Source organism: Mesorhizobium album, assembly GCF_033977205.1.
GTDB lineage: Bacteria > Pseudomonadota > Alphaproteobacteria > Rhizobiales > Rhizobiaceae > Mesorhizobium > Mesorhizobium album.
The window spans coordinates 187,639-201,622 of record NZ_JAVIIW010000001.1; the positions used below are offsets into that span (position 1 = coordinate 187,639).

Sequence of the window (13,984 nt, forward strand, 5' to 3'; positions counted from 1 at the left end):
GGCGCGCAGCAGCTCTCAGGCGGGCTGCCTGTTCCCGTCTTTTTGCGCATCGTAGGACGCGGCTAAGTCCGTGATCCAATCGATGAGGCTCTGGGCAAAGCTGCGCGGCGCAAGGATGTCGCAGGCGTCGGCTCCGGTACGCAAGAGAAGCACCGGCACATGATGGAGGCCGGTCTGCAATGCGCTCCGCGGCCGCGCTTGCGGCGACTCCCAGTCGATCGCCACGCAGGCCTTGAGGATGTCGAAGGTGCGGGGACCGCTGAGCCTCAGCCGCATCCGGCCTTGGCCGAGCGACACCGAACAGCCAAGGGCGGGATCGATCGACAGGCGCGGCGGCGATTTGCCCTCCGCGATCAGCCAGAGCCGGCGTGGCGCGATGCGAACCGCGACCCATCCGCCGACCCGCACTGCCGCGCCGAAGGCCATCGGCAGCGCGGCGCCCAACCGGCGCGACAGGTCCGCCTCGAATGCCGCTTGCGTCTCGGGCCAAGCCTCGACCTGGAGGATCGCGCAAGCCTCAACGGATACGGTTTCAGCCATGGAGCCGCTCTCCCTCCGGGTCGAGAAAGACCGGCGAGACGACGCGGGCGCGGACGGCCTCGTTCTTCATCCTGTGGACCGCCACCACTTCCTCCCCTGTCGCCACGTCGCCGGCGAGCAGCGCAAGGCCGACATAGGCTCCGAGGCTCGGGCTGTAGGTGACCGAGGTGATGCGGCCGCGGCCGTGCCCCTGCCGGGTTTCGCCCGGCTTGAAAAGAATGGCGCCGCCGCTCAGGCGCGTTCCCGCCTCCACGCATTTCATCCCGACCAGGCGCTGCCGGTTCGGGTCGCAAAGAGCAGGGCGGCGACGAAGCACATCGCCGACGAAACCGGAGCGCTTTCCAACCATGTGGCCAAGTCCAAGATCGTCGAGCGTCGTGCGGCCGTCGATCTCGGGGCCGGCGACGTGGCCCTTCTCGACACGCAGCGCGCCCAGCGCCTCGACCCCGTAGGGTCTCAGACCGAACGGCTCGCCGACCTCCACCAGCCGGCGCCAAGCGGCTTCGCCCGCGCTCGCGCCGACATAGACCTCATAGGCCCGCTCGCCGGAATAGCTCAGCCGGATGATCCGCAGCGCGCGACCGTCGAACTCCCCTTCCGTGAAGCCCATATGCGGCAAAGCCTCGTTGGAGAGATCGAGCGCAGGGAAGGCGGCGGCGAGAACCTGCCTGCTCCTCGGTCCGGCGACCGACATCGCCGCCCATTCGTCGGTCACGGAGGTGACGGCGACGCGCAGGTCCGGCCAGGCGGTATCGAGCTGGAATTCCAGCCGCGACATCACGTCGGCCGCCTTGGCTGTCGATGTGGTCATGAAGAAGCGGTGCTCGCCAAGCCTTGTCGTGGTGCCGTCGTCGAAGACGATGCCGTCGTCGCGCAGCATGACGCCGTAGCGGGCGCGGCCGACCGGCAGCCTGGCGAACCCGTTTGCGTAGACCCGGTCGAGCAGCATGGCGGCATCGGGACCCTGAATATCGATCTTGCCGAGGGTAGAGATGTCCATCAGTCCGGCGGCTTCGCGGACGAACCGCATCTCCGCTACATAGGCCTCGTTCACGTCCCGCCCGGCGCCGCGATAGAAATAAGGCCGCATCCAGAGACCGACCTCCAGCATGTCGGCGCCGTTGGCGACGTGCCAGTCATGGATCGGCGTGCGGCGGATCGGCCTGAAGTGATGGCGGACGGCGCGCCCGGCGAGCGCGCCGATCGCTACCGGCGTATAGGGCGGCCTGAAGGTGGTCGTGCCCGTCTCGGGGATGGTCGCGCCGCGCAAGGCCGCCATGGCCGAGAGCGCCGGGAAATTGCTGGTCTTGCCCTGGTCCGTCCCCATGCCGAGCGTGGTGTAGCGCTTCAGATGCTCGACCGATTCATAGCCCTCGCGATGGGCGAGTTCGATGTCGCCGGTGGTGACGTCCATCTGGAAGTCGACGAAGGCCTTGCCGCGTGCCCGCGGGACATTGCGGAACGCAGTCGCGGCCAGTTCCGCCGATTGAAGCTGGAGAGCGGCCGGCACAGGTTTCATTTTTCCGCAATAGGCGGCCGCCTCGATGCCGGCGCGATGGCCGGTCTCAATCGCTTCCGCGGTGCTGTAGCCGCCGACCGCGGACCCTGCGCCGAACTGGCCGGCCGCGAAGGGGCCGGGGACAAAGCCGTCGATATCCTCGCGATAGACCGGCTTGACGCCAAGCTGCGAGGTGAGATGCACCGTCGGCGACCAGCCGCCGGAAACGCAGACCAGATCGCAATCGATCTCGGTCTCCGCGCCCGCTCCGGCAAGCCTGGCCGCCTTGACCGCACGGCCGCCACGTAGGTCAGCAATATGCGTGCCGGCGTGAACGGCGATGCCGAGCCGCGAGGCTTCCGTCTGCAGGGCAGGCGCAAGGGTAGCCCGCAGATCCGCGACCGTGACCCGCGCCCCCGACGCGGCGAGATCGAAGGCGGTGCGCCAGGCGCCGTCATTCGACGTGGCGACCACGGCCTTCCTTCCGGGCAGGACGGCGAAGCGGTTGAGATAGGCCCTGACCGCCGATGCAAGCATCACGCCCGGCCGGTCGTTGTTGGAAAACACCAGCGGCCGCTCGATGGCGCCGCTGGCAAAGACGATCGCGCCGGCGCGCAGGATCGTGAACACCTGGCGGGCCTGGCCGGCGGCTCGCGCATCGTCCCGCCGCTCGACGAGACCCAGCACCTTGCCGTCATAGAGGCCGACGGCGGTCGTCCGCGCCATGAGGCGAACGTTCCCGAAACCCTCGAGTTCGGCTTCCACTGCCTGCAGCCAGGCGGCGGCCTCCGAACCGGGACGTTCGGACAGGAGCTGTCCGCCGAACCGAAAATCCTGCTCGATCAGCGCCACCCTCGCCCCGGCGCTCGCCGCGGCGCGCGCGGCGGACAACCCCGCCGGCCCGCCGCCGACAATGGCAACGTCGGCGAAGGCGTGGCGAACCTCGTAGCGGTCGGGGTCCGGCTCCATGGCGGCCTTGCCGAGCCCCGCCGCCTTGCGGATGAAATGCTCGTAGAACATCCAGGCGCGGCGGGTCGGACCCATGAAGGTCTTGTAATAGAAGCCCGCGGAAAGGAATGGCGCGAACAGGCTGTTGAGGCTCTGCACGTCGAAGGCGAGCGAAGGCCAGCGGTTCTGGCTCTCGGCGACCATGCCGTCGGCGAGTTCCAGCATCGTCGCAGGCAGGTTCGGCTCGCGCCGTCCGCCGGTGCCAAGCGTCACCAGCGCATTCGGCTCCTCGGCCCCGGCCGAGAAGATGCCGCGCGGCCGGTGGTATTTGAAGCTGCGGCCGACGAGCGACACGCCGTTAGCCAGCAGCGCCGAGGCGAGCGTGTCGCCCTGGAAACCGGTGAGCTTGCTGCCGTCGAAGCTGAATTCGAGCGGCCGGCCGCGATCGATGCGGCCCCCCTCGGCCAGCCGTTTGGGATTGGAACTCATTGTGGCGATTTCCTGGGAGGCGACTTCTTCGCAGGCGGTTTCTTCGTAGGCGGTCTTCGGGCGAGTGCGACCGAAGTGATTGCATGGTTGCGGGTGTCGCGCTCCACGATCAGCCACTGGCGGCAGCCGAGAACGTGCTGCCAGTGTTCCCGGTGCAATCCAGCCGGGTTCTTGCGGACGAAGACATAGCGGTACCAGGCTTCGAAATCCGCATCGTCGAGGGCGGGGCGGATGACCGAGGCGTCGCCGCCATAACGGAACTCGTCATGGTCGCGCGGGCCGCAGCAGGGACAGTCGATGCGCAGCATGTCTTGGCGTCCCCTATTGCAGCCACGCGAAGGGGCCGACGCCGGCCTCGTCGAGCGTGCGGCCGGTGCGGAAGCGGTCGAGGCTGTAGGCGCCATTCAGCGGATGCGGCTTGCCGGTCGCGATCGTGTGCGCGAAGCACCAGCCGGAAGCCGGCGTCGCCTTGAAGCCGCCGTAGCACCAGCCGCCATTGAGGTAGAGCCCGTCGATCGGGGTCGGGCAGATGATCGGGCTGGCGTCGGGCGTCATGTCCATCACGCCGCCCCAGTGGCGCAGCAGCCTTACCCGCGAGATGCACGGCATCAGCGCGATCGCCGCTTCCGCGACCTCGCGCACGACGCCGAGATTGCCGCGCTGGGCGTAGGAATTGTAGCCGTCGAGATTGCCGCCGAAGACCAGCCCGCCCTTGTCGGATTGGCTGACGTAGAAATGATCGGCGCCGTAGGCGACGACGTGATCGACCATCGGCTTCAGCGGCTCCGTCACGAAGGCCTGCAGCACATGGCTCTCGATCGGCAGCTCCAAGCCCGCCTTATGGCCGAGAACCGAGGTATGCCCCGCCACGGCGAGGCCGACCTTGCCGGCGGCGATCGGGCCCCTAGCGGTCTCGACGCCGACGATCCTTTCGCCCTCGCGCAGGAAGCCCGTCACCTCGCAATTCTGGATGATGTCGACGCCGTGGCGGTCGGCGGCACGGGCGTAACCCCAGGCGACGGCATCGTGGCGGGCCGTGCCGGCGCGGCACTGCATGATCGCGCCATGGATCGGGAAGCGCGCCGTGTCGGAATAGTCCAGATAGGGAACCAGGCGCCGGACGTCGTCGCGGCTCAGGATCTCGGCATCGATGCCGTTCAGCCGCATGACGTTGGCGCGGTAGCTGAAAAAGTCGAGCTGGTCGGCCGAGTGGGCGGTGACGATCTGGCCCCGCTGCGAGAACATGACGTTGAAGTTCAGCGCATGCGTCAGACCTTCCCACAGCTTCATCGAGAATTCGTAGAACTGGGTGTTGCCGTCGAGCAGGTAGTTCGAGCGGATGACGGTGGTGTTGCGGCCGACATTGCCGCCGCCGACATAGCCCTTCTCGATCACCGCGACGTTGCGGATGCCGTGGTTCTCGGCGAGATAGAAGGCCGTCGCCAGCCCATGGCCGCCCCCACCGACGATGACAACGTCATAAGAGCGTTTCGGCTCCGGCGCGCGCCAGGCGCGCTGCCAGCGCCTGTGGCCGGCAAGCCCGTTGGCAAGGATGGAGAGGGCCGAATATCGGCGCATCGGAGGCTTCTTGGGTTCTATTTGACGAAGAGGCGGCGCGGGAACTCGCAAAAGGCTTCGACCCCGGTCTTGGTGATGCGGATCGATTCCGAAATGGCGATGCCCCAGTCGTCCAGCCAAAGACCCGGCATGAAATGGATCGTCATGTTCGGCTCCAGCACCGTCTCGTCGATCGAGCGCAGCGAGATGGTCCGCTCGCCCCAGTCCGGCGGATAGCCGAGGCCGATCGAATAGCCGCAGCGCGAATCCTTGAAGAAGCCATGCCGCTCGATGGCCTTCGTCCAAGCGGCGTGCACGTCGCGCGAGCCGGCGCCGGGCTTCGCCACGCCGAGCGCCGCCTCGAGCCCCTCGACAACCACGTCCGCGGCCTTGCGCATCTTCTCCGGCGGCGTGCCGAGATAGATCGTGCGCGTCAGCGGCACATGATAGTGGTGCCTGACACCGGCGATCTCGACCGTCGTGCCGGCCGGCGAAGCGAACGGGGCATCGCGCCAGGTCAGATGCGGGCACGATGTGCCGACGCCGGTCGGCATCAGCGGCGCGATCGCGGCGTAGTCGCCGCCATAAGCCTCGGTTCCATGTGTGGCGGTCGCGAGGATTTCGGCGGCCGCATCGCATTGGCGAACGGCTGGGCCGATCACCTCGATCGCCCGCGCCATCGTCTTTTCGGCGATGCGCGCCGCCTGCTTCATGAGCCCGATCTCGGCGTCCGACTTCACCGCGCGGACCCAGTTGACCAGCGTGCCGGCATCGACGAAGCGGGCGTTCGGCAGTTCCGCCTTCAGCACGTCGAGCGACTTCGCGGTGAAATAGAAGGAATCCGCCTCGACGCCGATGGTTGCGCGCTCGAGGCCGCGCTCGCGCATCACGCGTGCCACCGCCTGCAGCGGATGCTTCGCCTCAGACTGCACATGGTCGTCGGAATAGCCGACGATGTTTTCCTCCGGCAGGATCGTGGTGAGCCGTGCGCCGTTGACGTCCTGGCCGCGTCCAATCCAGACCGGAAGCGTTGCCTCCTGCGCGACGAGCACCCCCTGATGGACATAGAAGGACCAGCCGTCATAGCCGGTGAGGTAATTGAGGTTGGCGGGCTCCGACACATAGAGCGCGTCGAGCCCGGCTACAGCCATACGCTCCTTGGTCTTCGCCAGTCTGGCGGCGAACTCCTCTTTATCGAACGGCGTGTTGTTGCTGCCGAACTGCATCACCAATGTCCTCAGCGCACGGTCACGCCCGAGGGCGTCCTGGTGAGCACCTCGGCGCCCGAAGGCCCCAGAAGAACCGCGTTGGACATGAAGAAATCGCCGCGGCCGGTGCCCATCAGCCAAGAGAGCACGTGGAAGCTCATGCCGGTCTTGAGCACGATGTCGCTGTCGCGGCGCAGCCCCGTCACCTTGTTGCCGCCGGTCCAGCTCGGCGGCACGCCGATGCCGACCACATAGCCGCAATGATGCCGGCGGTAGTGCGAGAGGCCGGCGCGGTCGACCACGCCCTGCCAGGCCGCATAGACGTCGCGGAACAGGACGCCCTCGCGCATCGCGGCGACCACCGCCGCGAAGGCGTCGGCCGTGAGCGCGGCCATCTCGTAGGTTTCCTTCGCGGCGTGGCCGACATGGATAAGGCGGCCGAGAGGCGCGTGGTAGCGGGCGACGCAGCCGGTCAGCTCGAGGAAGACCGCATCGCCCGCGCCGAACCGGTCGCTCGTCCAGGTCGTATGCTCTTCGCCGAGCCGCCGGGTGGAGCGGATGAACGGCCCGAAGCCGGGAAACGTGCCGCCCGCCTCGATCATGGCGCGCTCGGCTTCCGCCGCGACATGGCGCTCGCTCGCACCATGCGCGATCGCTTCGATCGCCGCCTGCGCGCCGGCATCGGATACTTTGGCGGTCGCCCGCATCAGCGCCTGCTCGGCCGGGCTCTTGACCATGCGGATGTCGTCGATGATGCCCGAGGCGTCGACCCAGCGCGCGGCGGTCAGGCGCTCTTTCAGCGCCTCGGCGAGCCCGTGCGGCAGGCCGGATGACCATGACTCGATGCCGACGGTACCAAGCCTGCCGGAAAGCACGCGCCCCAAAAGGTCAGCGACCGTCTCGCCGTCATGGTGCCCTTCGAAGCGCGCATTCCTGACCTGGTTGGCAATGGTCACCTTTTCCATCGCGCGCGTCAGAAGGATCATTTCGCCGTCGGCCGGGACGACGAGGATATGCGGCGCGAAGTAGCCCCAGTGATCGAGCCCGGTCAGATAGAAGATGTTCTCCGGCGCGGAGACGAGAAGAGTGTCGATGCCGCGCGCGGCCATGGCATGCCGGACGGCGTCGCGGCGCCGGTCGAATTCCTCGCTCTCGAAATACGGCGCGACCGCTTCGCCGGAACTTTTGTCGAGCATGTTCATTCCCCTCCGGAGCAGATGCCCCAGCTTCAGCTGCATGCCTTGTCATGAGACATGTTGTGTACAACTTCAGTCAATATCGGCTCTCAGTTTCGAGTATGTCAAGGATTTTTCGCTTTTGCGCGGGCATTGATGTGCACATCTATTGAAACGCGGCGAAAAATCTGCAACCATACGTTCAAGCTGCCGAATGCCGAAAACGGGGTCGGATCAGGCGGCGGTTTCGCAAAATGGGAGCAAGATGATGACGATCAGAATTTCGCGCCGCACTGCGCTTGGACTCGGCGCAGGGCTTGTCATGTTGTCCGGCACTGGAGTCGCGCTGGCCGAGACGACGCTGGAGCGCGCTAAGAAGAACGGCTATATCCGGGTCGGCTTCGCCAACGAGGCGCCGTTCGGATACGCCACGCCCGACGGCAAGCTGACCGGCGAGGCGCCGGAAGTCGCCAAGGCGGTGCTGGCCAAGCTCGGCATCAAGCAGGTCGACGGCGTGCTGACCGAGTTCGGCTCGCTCATCCCGGGGCTCAAGGCCGGTCGCTTCGACATCATCGCCGCCGGCATGTTCATCAATCCCAAGCGCTGCGCCGAGATCAACTTTTCCGAGCCGTCCTACGGCATCGGCGCGGCGATGCTTGTGCAAAAGGGCAATCCGAAGAAGGTTAAGGACTTTTCGACCTTCAAGGACAACGCCGACCTCAAGCTCGCGGTCATGGCGGGAGCCGTCGAAGGGGGAGAAGCCAAGGATGCCGGCGTCTCCCAGGCCCAGCTCGTGGTCCTGCCGGACCAGTCAAGCCTGGTTGCTGCGGTCCAGTCGGGCCGTGCCGACGCTGCTGCGCTGACGGCGCTGTCGATCGCCGAGATGGCCAAGAAGGCCGACGGCGTCGAATCCACCAAGCCCTTCGGCGAAGTGAACGGAAAGTCTGTGAAAGGTCATGGCGGCTTCGGCTTCCGCAAGGAAGATACGGACCTGCTCAAGGCCTTCAACGCCGAGATGAAGAAGTTCATCGGCTCGCCCGAGCACATCGCCCTCGTCGAGCCGTTCGGCTTCGGCAAGGATTATCTGCCGAACAAGACGACCGCCGAGCTCTGCGCCGGCAAGTAAAGTCCCAACTCCGGGTGGCGCTCCGGCGCCGCCTTTTTCTTCGGAGAGGCAGATGGGCATCCGAACGCTTGTTGGCATGCTGGTTGCCGCATTGGCGGTGATCGGCCTGCTCGCCACGCAGACTTCCTACAGCCTGTTCCTGCCGGGACTGCTGGAGGGAGCGGTGCTGACCATCGAAATCGCTATTCTGGGCAGCCTACTGGCCGTCGTGATGGGCGTGCTGGCGGCCCTTGCCCGCCTTTACGGGCCGGCCCCGGTGCGTTGGCTGGCGACGGTCTATGTCGAGATCTTTCGCGGCACCTCGGCGCTGGTGCAGCTCTTCTGGCTGTTTTTCGTGCTGCCGCAATTCGGCATACTAATGGACGCATTCAGCGTGGCCGTGCTGGCGCTGGGCCTGAATGTCGGGGCCTACGGATCCGAGGTGGTGCGCGGGGCGATCCTCGCGGTGGCGCCCGGCCAGTGGGAGGCGTCGATCGCGCTCAACATGAGCCGTGCCCAGATGCTGCGCAGGATCATCCTGCCGCAGGCTTTCATCGCCATGATCCCGCCTTGGGGCAACCTGTTCATCGAGCTGCTGAAATCGACGGCGCTGGTGTCGCTCATCACGCTCACGGACCTTGCCTTCAAAGCGCAGCAAATGAACCAGAGCACGCTTAAAACCGTTCCCATCTTCACGCTGGTGCTTCTGATCTATCTCGTCATGTCCCTGGTGATCACGATCGGCATGAGGTTCCTCGAGCAGCGGGCATCCGCGGGGCTCTCACGAGGAAGGGCCGCCTGATGTGGGATTGGTCCTTCACGTTCGAAATCCTGCCGACGCTGGCAAGCGCGGCGATCATCACCGTCGAGGCGACGCTGATCGGCTTCGTGATCGCGGCCCTGCTCGGGCTTGTGCTCGCCCTGGTGCGCATCGCCATACCCTGGACCGCCTGGCCGATCTCGGTGCTGGTCGAGCTGATCCGCTCGACGCCGCTGCTGATCCAGATCTTCTTCCTCTATTTCGTCTTCCCGAAGTTCGGGGTCGTGCTGGATGCCTTCACCGCCGGGGTGATCGCGATCGGACTTCACTACGCGGCCTATTGTTCCGAGGTCTATCGCGCCGGATTCGACAACATCCCGCGCGGCCAATGGGAGGCGTCGATCGCGCTCAACCTGCCGCAATGGGCGACCTTCCGGGATATCATCATCCCGCAAGTTATTCCGCCGATCGTTCCGGCGCTTGGCAACTACCTGGTCGCGCTGTTCAAGGAGACGCCGCTGCTCTCGGCCATTGCCGTTCTCGAACTGATGCAGACGGCCAAGATCATCGGCTCCGACACCTTCCGCTACACCGAGCCGATGACGCTCGTCGGGCTGTTTTTCCTGGTGATGAGCCTGGTGTCGGCCGCGATCATCCGTGTTCTCGAACGCCTGCTCAACCGGAGGACCTCACGATGACAGACAAGCCCATGGTGCGCTTCGACAATGTGTCGAAACGTTATGGCGCGTTGACGGTTCTCGACGGGCTCAGCCTCGATATCGCGCGCGGCGAGAAGGTGTCGATCATCGGACCTTCCGGCTCCGGCAAGACGACGGTGCTGCGCATGCTGATGACGCTCGAGACGATCAATGACGGCGTCATCTGGGTCGAAGGCGAACCGCTCACGCATATGGAGAAGGGCGGCAAGCTGGTTCCGGCGAACCTTGCCCATATCAGGCGGGTACGGGCCAAGATCGGCATGGTCTTCCAGTCGTTCAACCTGTTCCCGCATATGAGCGCGATGGCCAACTGCATCGAGGCGCCGATGACCGTGCTCGGCATGAAGCGCGCCGACGCCGAGGCGCGCGCGGCCGAACTGCTCGACATGGTCGGGCTGTCGGAGAAAAAGGACCATTATCCGTCGCAGCTCTCCGGCGGGCAGCAGCAGCGCGTCGCGATCGCCCGCGCGCTCGCCATGCGGCCCAAAGTCATGCTGTTCGACGAGGTGACGTCGGCGCTCGACCCGGAACTTGTCGGCGAAGTGCTGCAGGTGATAAGGCAGATCGGGCGGGAGCATGACCTCACAATGCTGATGGTCACCCATCAGATGGGTTTCGCGAAGGAATTCTCCGACCGGGTCTGCTTTTTCTACCAGGGCAAGATCTGCGAACAGGGACCTCCAGGCGAGTTGTTCGGCGCGCCGAAGAACGAACGGACGCGGCAATTCCTGCGTGCGGTACTGGAGGCGGGATGACCCGCAATGACGATGCGGTGACAGAACAGGTCATGACCGGTCCAGCGCGACCGCCTTCGGCACGGGAGAGGTCGGAACGCATCTACAAGATCCTCAGGGACCGTATCTGCCTGCTGGACTATCCCCCGGGAAGCCACCTCTCCGAAGAAGAGCTCGCGCAGGAGTTCGAAGTCAGCCGGACGCCAGTGCGGCGTGTGCTGGCGCGGCTGGAATCGGAAGGCCTCGTCCAGTCCGTCCATGGGGTGGGCACGATCGTCACCGACGTGGACATCGAGGAACTGGAGCAGGTCTATCATTTGCGCATGGAACTGGCGGAGCTGATCGGCAAGCTGTCGCCGATCCCGCGCACCGCCGCCGATCTCGACCGCATACGCGCGCTGATGGAACGCTGCGACGCCGACATCCTCAGTCCGGATCAGCGCGCTTTCCTGCGGCTCAACATGGATTTCTTCTACGAGCTCAGCGCGATGACCGGAAACCAGCCGCTACGCGACATCAGCGAGCGGCTCTACATCCAGGTTGCCCGGGTCGTCCTGAAGATGATGCCGAGGCTCGGGCTGGTCGAGGAATTCACCGCGTTCCGCCGCGAAATTGAGGAGGTGCTCGCGGCGGCCGAGATCGGCGACTGGGCCTCGATCGGCCACATCAGGCGGGCGCATATCTCGATGAGCTTCCGGCGCATGATGCTACACCGGAATGACGACGGCGAAGCGTCGCGCGCTCCGAAGGCTTGATCGCGCTGCGACGCCGCGCTTGCCGGCCCGAAAGCAGCACTAGTTTTCCGTGTATTTCCTGCCCTGCACCACCCTGCCGATGCATCTCGACCATTGTTGAGCGCGTTATCTGGTGGGAAACTTGTGACTTCAGCATGGGAGGTCAAAATGCCCAACAGTTTCAAGACCGGTGACGTCGTCAGGCTGAAATCCGGAGGCCCGGATATGACGGTGAGCGACGGCGCGGCGTCGGGCACGTATCTGTGCCACTGGTTCAACCGCGAGGGCGACGTCTGGACCCCGCAACATGCCGGCTTCAAGTCGGACCAGCTGGTGGTGGTCAACGAACGGAAATAGTTTTCCGCGCCCCTGAGAGGCTGCTTTCCGGCGCTGCCGGACCCGCCGACCCGGTTTGGCGGAACGACCGACGGATTTTCCGTGTCACCGCGTTTAACGGCTGAAGCGCGGCCGCCAATGGCCGCGCGCAACCGGAAACGAGAGCATGATCCGCCGTTCGATATTTATCGTTGCCCTTGGCCTTCAGGCCGCCGCCGCGGCCGCCCAGACAACGACGCCAGCCCCCGCGCCGACCCAACCCGCGCCAAACACCTCGGCTCCCGCCAAGCCCGGCACCACGCTAGAAAAGTTCGAGGCGCGCCGGGAAAAGGCTTTCATGCGGGCAGACACGGACGGCGACGGCAAGGTCAGCCTCGCCGAGTGGACGGCGTTCCAGGCCCAGCGCAAGGCCAAGGGCGATCCCGCCAAATCCTTTGCGCGGATGGATGCCAACAAAGACGGCTTCGTCGACAAGTCCGAGCTCGACGCTTTCCTCGCCAAGCGCTTCGCCAGGCTCGACAAGAATAACGACGGCGTGCTTAGCGCCGACGAAAGGCCGGGCCACAAAACCGCTCCCAATCAGGAGCAATGACCGAGAGGTTATGCAGCACGATGATCATTGGGAGCGCCCAGCCTGATGGGCGCCGATCCGGACGAGGAACTGGTACGGCGCATCGGCGCCGGCGACCAGGCTGCCGTGCAGGCGATGGTGGCGCGCAAGCTGCCGCGCGTGCTTTCGCTCGCCACCCGCATGCTGGGCGACGCCGCCGAGGCCGAGGACGTCGCCCAGGAGACCTTCGTGCGCATCTGGCGCCATGCCTCCGGCTGGCGTCAAGGCCGCGCGCGCTTCGACACCTGGATCCACCGGGTCGCGCTCAACCTCTGCTACGACCGGCTGCGGCGGCGCCGCGAATGGACGACGGACGAACTGCCGGAGGTTCCCGATGAGGCACCGCTGCCCGACGCCGTTGCCGGAGACGAAGGCCGGCGCGTCCAGCAGGCGCTGCAGCGCATCGCGCCGCGCCAGCGCGAGGCGATCGTACTGGTCTATTATCAGGAGATGTCCAACATCGAGGCCGCCAACGCCATGCAGGTCAGCGTCGATGCGCTGGAAAGCCTGGTCGCGCGTGGTCGTCGCGCGCTGCAGGCCATGCTCGTCGGAGACGAACGCGATGACTGAGACGGCGAAGGCACTGCCAGCTTCGTGCATGAAGGCGTGGGGGGCCACGTCGAGACGACGGAAGGGGAAAAGTGATGGCTGAGAACCGCAAAGGGACCGACAAGCCGATGGATGCCCGGCGCTTTGCCGCGCTGGCGGATGCCTATGGCAGCGCCTTGCATCGCTGGCCGCAGGCCGAGCAGGCAGCCGCGACGCTTTTTGCCGAAAGCGAAGAGGGCCGCGCCATCCTGCGGCGCGCCGCCAGACTCGACGCCATCCTCGACCGTCATCACGTCGAAGTCCCCAGCCGGACGCTGCATGGCGAGATTGTCGCCAAGGCCGGGGTGCCGCTCAGACAGGGACGTCATCGCCGGCTCTGGTGGCTGGGCTTCGGGCTCGCCGGCGTCGGCCTTGCCGGCGCCGTGGCCGGGCTGGCGCTGGTCACCGTCGTCACCCCCGACGCCCCGTCCGACCACTATGTGATGGATGCCAACGCAACGTCGTTCGGCGATGCCGGTCCCGACGCCGACACGGAGGACCTATGAGCACTCGTCTTTTCGTGGCATCGCTGGTGCTGAACATCTTTCTGATCGGTGCTGTGGCCGGCGGCGCCGGCTGGCTGATCGGCCGCTCCGGCGTGGGCTATTCGCTGGAATCGGCGGGTTGGCAGCTTCCCGCCAACGACCGCAAGGCATTCCGTCAGGCGCTGCGCGACGTTCGTCGCGAGTCGCGGCAGATCATCCTCGACGGGCAGCAGGCAAGGCGCGAGGCGGCCAACCTTCTGCAGCAGCCGACGCTCGACGCGACAGCGCTCGCGGCAGCGCTCGAGCGGGCGCGTAATGCCGACGCCACCATCCGCACGCGGCTGGAACAGCGCATCGTCGAGTTCGCCGCGTCGAGCTCGCCGGAGGACCGCAAGCTGCTGGCCGACGCCTTGCTGCGCCATGTTGGCAGGCAGCGGCCGCCCTCGGCAAAAAATACGCCCTGAGGAGCGACGGAAACCGCCGACCACCTCCGTTCAA

General features: G+C 66.0%; 16 protein-coding genes. 10 read left to right on the top strand and 6 right to left on the bottom strand.

Going from position 1 to position 13,984, the window contains the following annotated elements:
* Positions 1 to 15: 15 nt before the first annotated feature.
* Genes RFN28_RS00875 through RFN28_RS00900 form a run of 6 tightly spaced genes read right to left on the bottom strand, consistent with a single transcriptional unit; the run spans position 16 to position 7,436 of the window.
* Complete coding sequence (locus RFN28_RS00875) at positions 16 to 540, bottom strand: sarcosine oxidase subunit gamma (RefSeq protein WP_320285469.1); 525 nt, start codon at positions 538 to 540, stop codon at positions 16 to 18.
* Complete coding sequence (locus RFN28_RS00880; protein ID WP_320285470.1) at positions 533 to 3,475, bottom strand: sarcosine oxidase subunit alpha family protein; 2,943 nt, start codon at positions 3,473 to 3,475, stop codon at positions 533 to 535. The genes RFN28_RS00875 and RFN28_RS00880 overlap by 8 nt, the downstream gene beginning before the upstream one ends.
* Complete coding sequence (locus tag RFN28_RS00885) at positions 3,472 to 3,783, bottom strand: sarcosine oxidase subunit delta (protein ID WP_320285471.1); 312 nt, start codon at positions 3,781 to 3,783, stop codon at positions 3,472 to 3,474. Before RFN28_RS00885 ends, RFN28_RS00880 begins: the two co-directional genes overlap by 4 nt.
* A gap of 13 nt (positions 3,784 to 3,796) precedes the next feature.
* Positions 3,797 to 5,053, bottom strand: coding sequence for a sarcosine oxidase subunit beta family protein (locus tag RFN28_RS00890; protein ID WP_320285472.1), 1,257 nt, complete (start codon positions 5,051 to 5,053; stop codon positions 3,797 to 3,799).
* Between the two features lie 17 nt (positions 5,054 to 5,070).
* Positions 5,071 to 6,258, bottom strand: a complete 1,188-nt coding sequence (locus tag RFN28_RS00895) for a M24 family metallopeptidase (RefSeq protein WP_320285473.1) — start codon at positions 6,256 to 6,258, stop codon at positions 5,071 to 5,073.
* A gap of 11 nt (positions 6,259 to 6,269) precedes the next feature.
* Complete coding sequence (locus RFN28_RS00900; protein ID WP_320285474.1) at positions 6,270 to 7,436, bottom strand: M24 family metallopeptidase; 1,167 nt, start codon at positions 7,434 to 7,436, stop codon at positions 6,270 to 6,272.
* 247 nt (positions 7,437 to 7,683) lie between these two features.
* Between RFN28_RS00900 and ehuB the strand changes: the two genes are divergently transcribed.
* The 10 genes from ehuB (at position 7,684) to RFN28_RS00950 (ending at position 13,950) form a co-directional block, all read left to right on the top strand.
* A complete protein-coding gene (gene ehuB, locus RFN28_RS00905) occupies positions 7,684 to 8,541 on the top strand; it encodes an ectoine/hydroxyectoine ABC transporter substrate-binding protein EhuB (RefSeq protein WP_320285475.1) in 858 nt (285 codons plus the stop codon).
* 52 nt (positions 8,542 to 8,593) lie between these two features.
* A complete protein-coding gene (ehuC, locus tag RFN28_RS00910) occupies positions 8,594 to 9,322 on the top strand; it encodes an ectoine/hydroxyectoine ABC transporter permease subunit EhuC (protein WP_320285476.1) in 729 nt (242 codons plus the stop codon).
* Entirely contained in the window at positions 9,319 to 9,978 is a 660-nt protein-coding gene (ehuD, locus tag RFN28_RS00915) for an ectoine/hydroxyectoine ABC transporter permease subunit EhuD (RefSeq protein ID WP_320285645.1), read from the top strand. Before ehuC ends, ehuD begins: the two co-directional genes overlap by 4 nt.
* Positions 9,975 to 10,754 carry an ectoine/hydroxyectoine ABC transporter ATP-binding protein EhuA gene (ehuA, locus tag RFN28_RS00920; RefSeq protein ID WP_320285477.1) on the top strand — a complete coding sequence of 260 codons (780 nt, stop codon included), beginning with the start codon at positions 9,975 to 9,977 and terminating at the stop codon, positions 10,752 to 10,754. Before ehuD ends, ehuA begins: the two co-directional genes overlap by 4 nt.
* A complete protein-coding gene (locus RFN28_RS00925) occupies positions 10,751 to 11,488 on the top strand; it encodes a GntR family transcriptional regulator (RefSeq protein ID WP_320285478.1) in 738 nt (245 codons plus the stop codon). Before ehuA ends, RFN28_RS00925 begins: the two co-directional genes overlap by 4 nt.
* Positions 11,489 to 11,635: 147 nt before the next feature.
* Positions 11,636 to 11,824 carry a YodC family protein gene (locus RFN28_RS00930; RefSeq protein ID WP_292124023.1) on the top strand — a complete coding sequence of 63 codons (189 nt, stop codon included), beginning with the start codon at positions 11,636 to 11,638 and terminating at the stop codon, positions 11,822 to 11,824.
* 145 nt (positions 11,825 to 11,969) lie between these two features.
* Entirely contained in the window at positions 11,970 to 12,395 is a 426-nt protein-coding gene (locus RFN28_RS00935) for an EF-hand domain-containing protein (protein WP_320285479.1), read from the top strand.
* Between the two features lie 45 nt (positions 12,396 to 12,440).
* Complete coding sequence (locus RFN28_RS00940) at positions 12,441 to 12,983, top strand: RNA polymerase sigma factor (RefSeq protein WP_320285480.1); 543 nt, start codon at positions 12,441 to 12,443, stop codon at positions 12,981 to 12,983.
* A gap of 74 nt (positions 12,984 to 13,057) precedes the next feature.
* Entirely contained in the window at positions 13,058 to 13,507 is a 450-nt protein-coding gene (locus tag RFN28_RS00945; RefSeq protein ID WP_320285481.1) for a hypothetical protein, read from the top strand.
* Positions 13,504 to 13,950: a periplasmic heavy metal sensor gene (locus tag RFN28_RS00950; protein WP_320285482.1), complete on the top strand. Its 447-nt coding sequence runs from the start codon at positions 13,504 to 13,506 to the stop codon at positions 13,948 to 13,950. The genes RFN28_RS00945 and RFN28_RS00950 overlap by 4 nt, the downstream gene beginning before the upstream one ends.
* The last annotated feature ends 34 nt before the right edge of the window (positions 13,951 to 13,984 follow it).

Bases quoted from the DNA above. Each gene is read 5' to 3' on its own strand.
- RFN28_RS00875 (WP_320285469.1), bottom strand. From the start codon at position 540: ATGGCTGAAACCGTATCCGTTGAGGCTTGCGCGATCCTCCAGGTCGAG.
- RFN28_RS00880 (WP_320285470.1), bottom strand. From the start codon at position 3,475: ATGAGTTCCAATCCCAAACGGCTGGCCGAGGGGGGCCGCATCGATCGC.
- RFN28_RS00885 (WP_320285471.1), bottom strand. From the start codon at position 3,783: ATGCTGCGCATCGACTGTCCCTGCTGCGGCCCGCGCGACCATGACGAG.
- RFN28_RS00890 (WP_320285472.1), bottom strand. From the start codon at position 5,053: ATGCGCCGATATTCGGCCCTCTCCATCCTTGCCAACGGGCTTGCCGGC.
- RFN28_RS00895 (WP_320285473.1), bottom strand. From the start codon at position 6,258: ATGCAGTTCGGCAGCAACAACACGCCGTTCGATAAAGAGGAGTTCGCC.
- RFN28_RS00900 (WP_320285474.1), bottom strand. From the start codon at position 7,436: ATGCTCGACAAAAGTTCCGGCGAAGCGGTCGCGCCGTATTTCGAGAGC.
- ehuB (WP_320285475.1), top strand. From the start codon at position 7,684: ATGACGATCAGAATTTCGCGCCGCACTGCGCTTGGACTCGGCGCAGGG.
- ehuC (WP_320285476.1), top strand. From the start codon at position 8,594: ATGGGCATCCGAACGCTTGTTGGCATGCTGGTTGCCGCATTGGCGGTG.
- ehuA (WP_320285477.1), top strand. From the start codon at position 9,975: ATGACAGACAAGCCCATGGTGCGCTTCGACAATGTGTCGAAACGTTAT.
- RFN28_RS00925 (WP_320285478.1), top strand. From the start codon at position 10,751: ATGACCCGCAATGACGATGCGGTGACAGAACAGGTCATGACCGGTCCA.
- RFN28_RS00930 (WP_292124023.1), top strand. From the start codon at position 11,636: ATGCCCAACAGTTTCAAGACCGGTGACGTCGTCAGGCTGAAATCCGGA.
- RFN28_RS00935 (WP_320285479.1), top strand. From the start codon at position 11,970: ATGATCCGCCGTTCGATATTTATCGTTGCCCTTGGCCTTCAGGCCGCC.
- RFN28_RS00940 (WP_320285480.1), top strand. From the start codon at position 12,441: ATGGGCGCCGATCCGGACGAGGAACTGGTACGGCGCATCGGCGCCGGC.
- RFN28_RS00945 (WP_320285481.1), top strand. From the start codon at position 13,058: ATGGCTGAGAACCGCAAAGGGACCGACAAGCCGATGGATGCCCGGCGC.
- RFN28_RS00950 (WP_320285482.1), top strand. From the start codon at position 13,504: ATGAGCACTCGTCTTTTCGTGGCATCGCTGGTGCTGAACATCTTTCTG.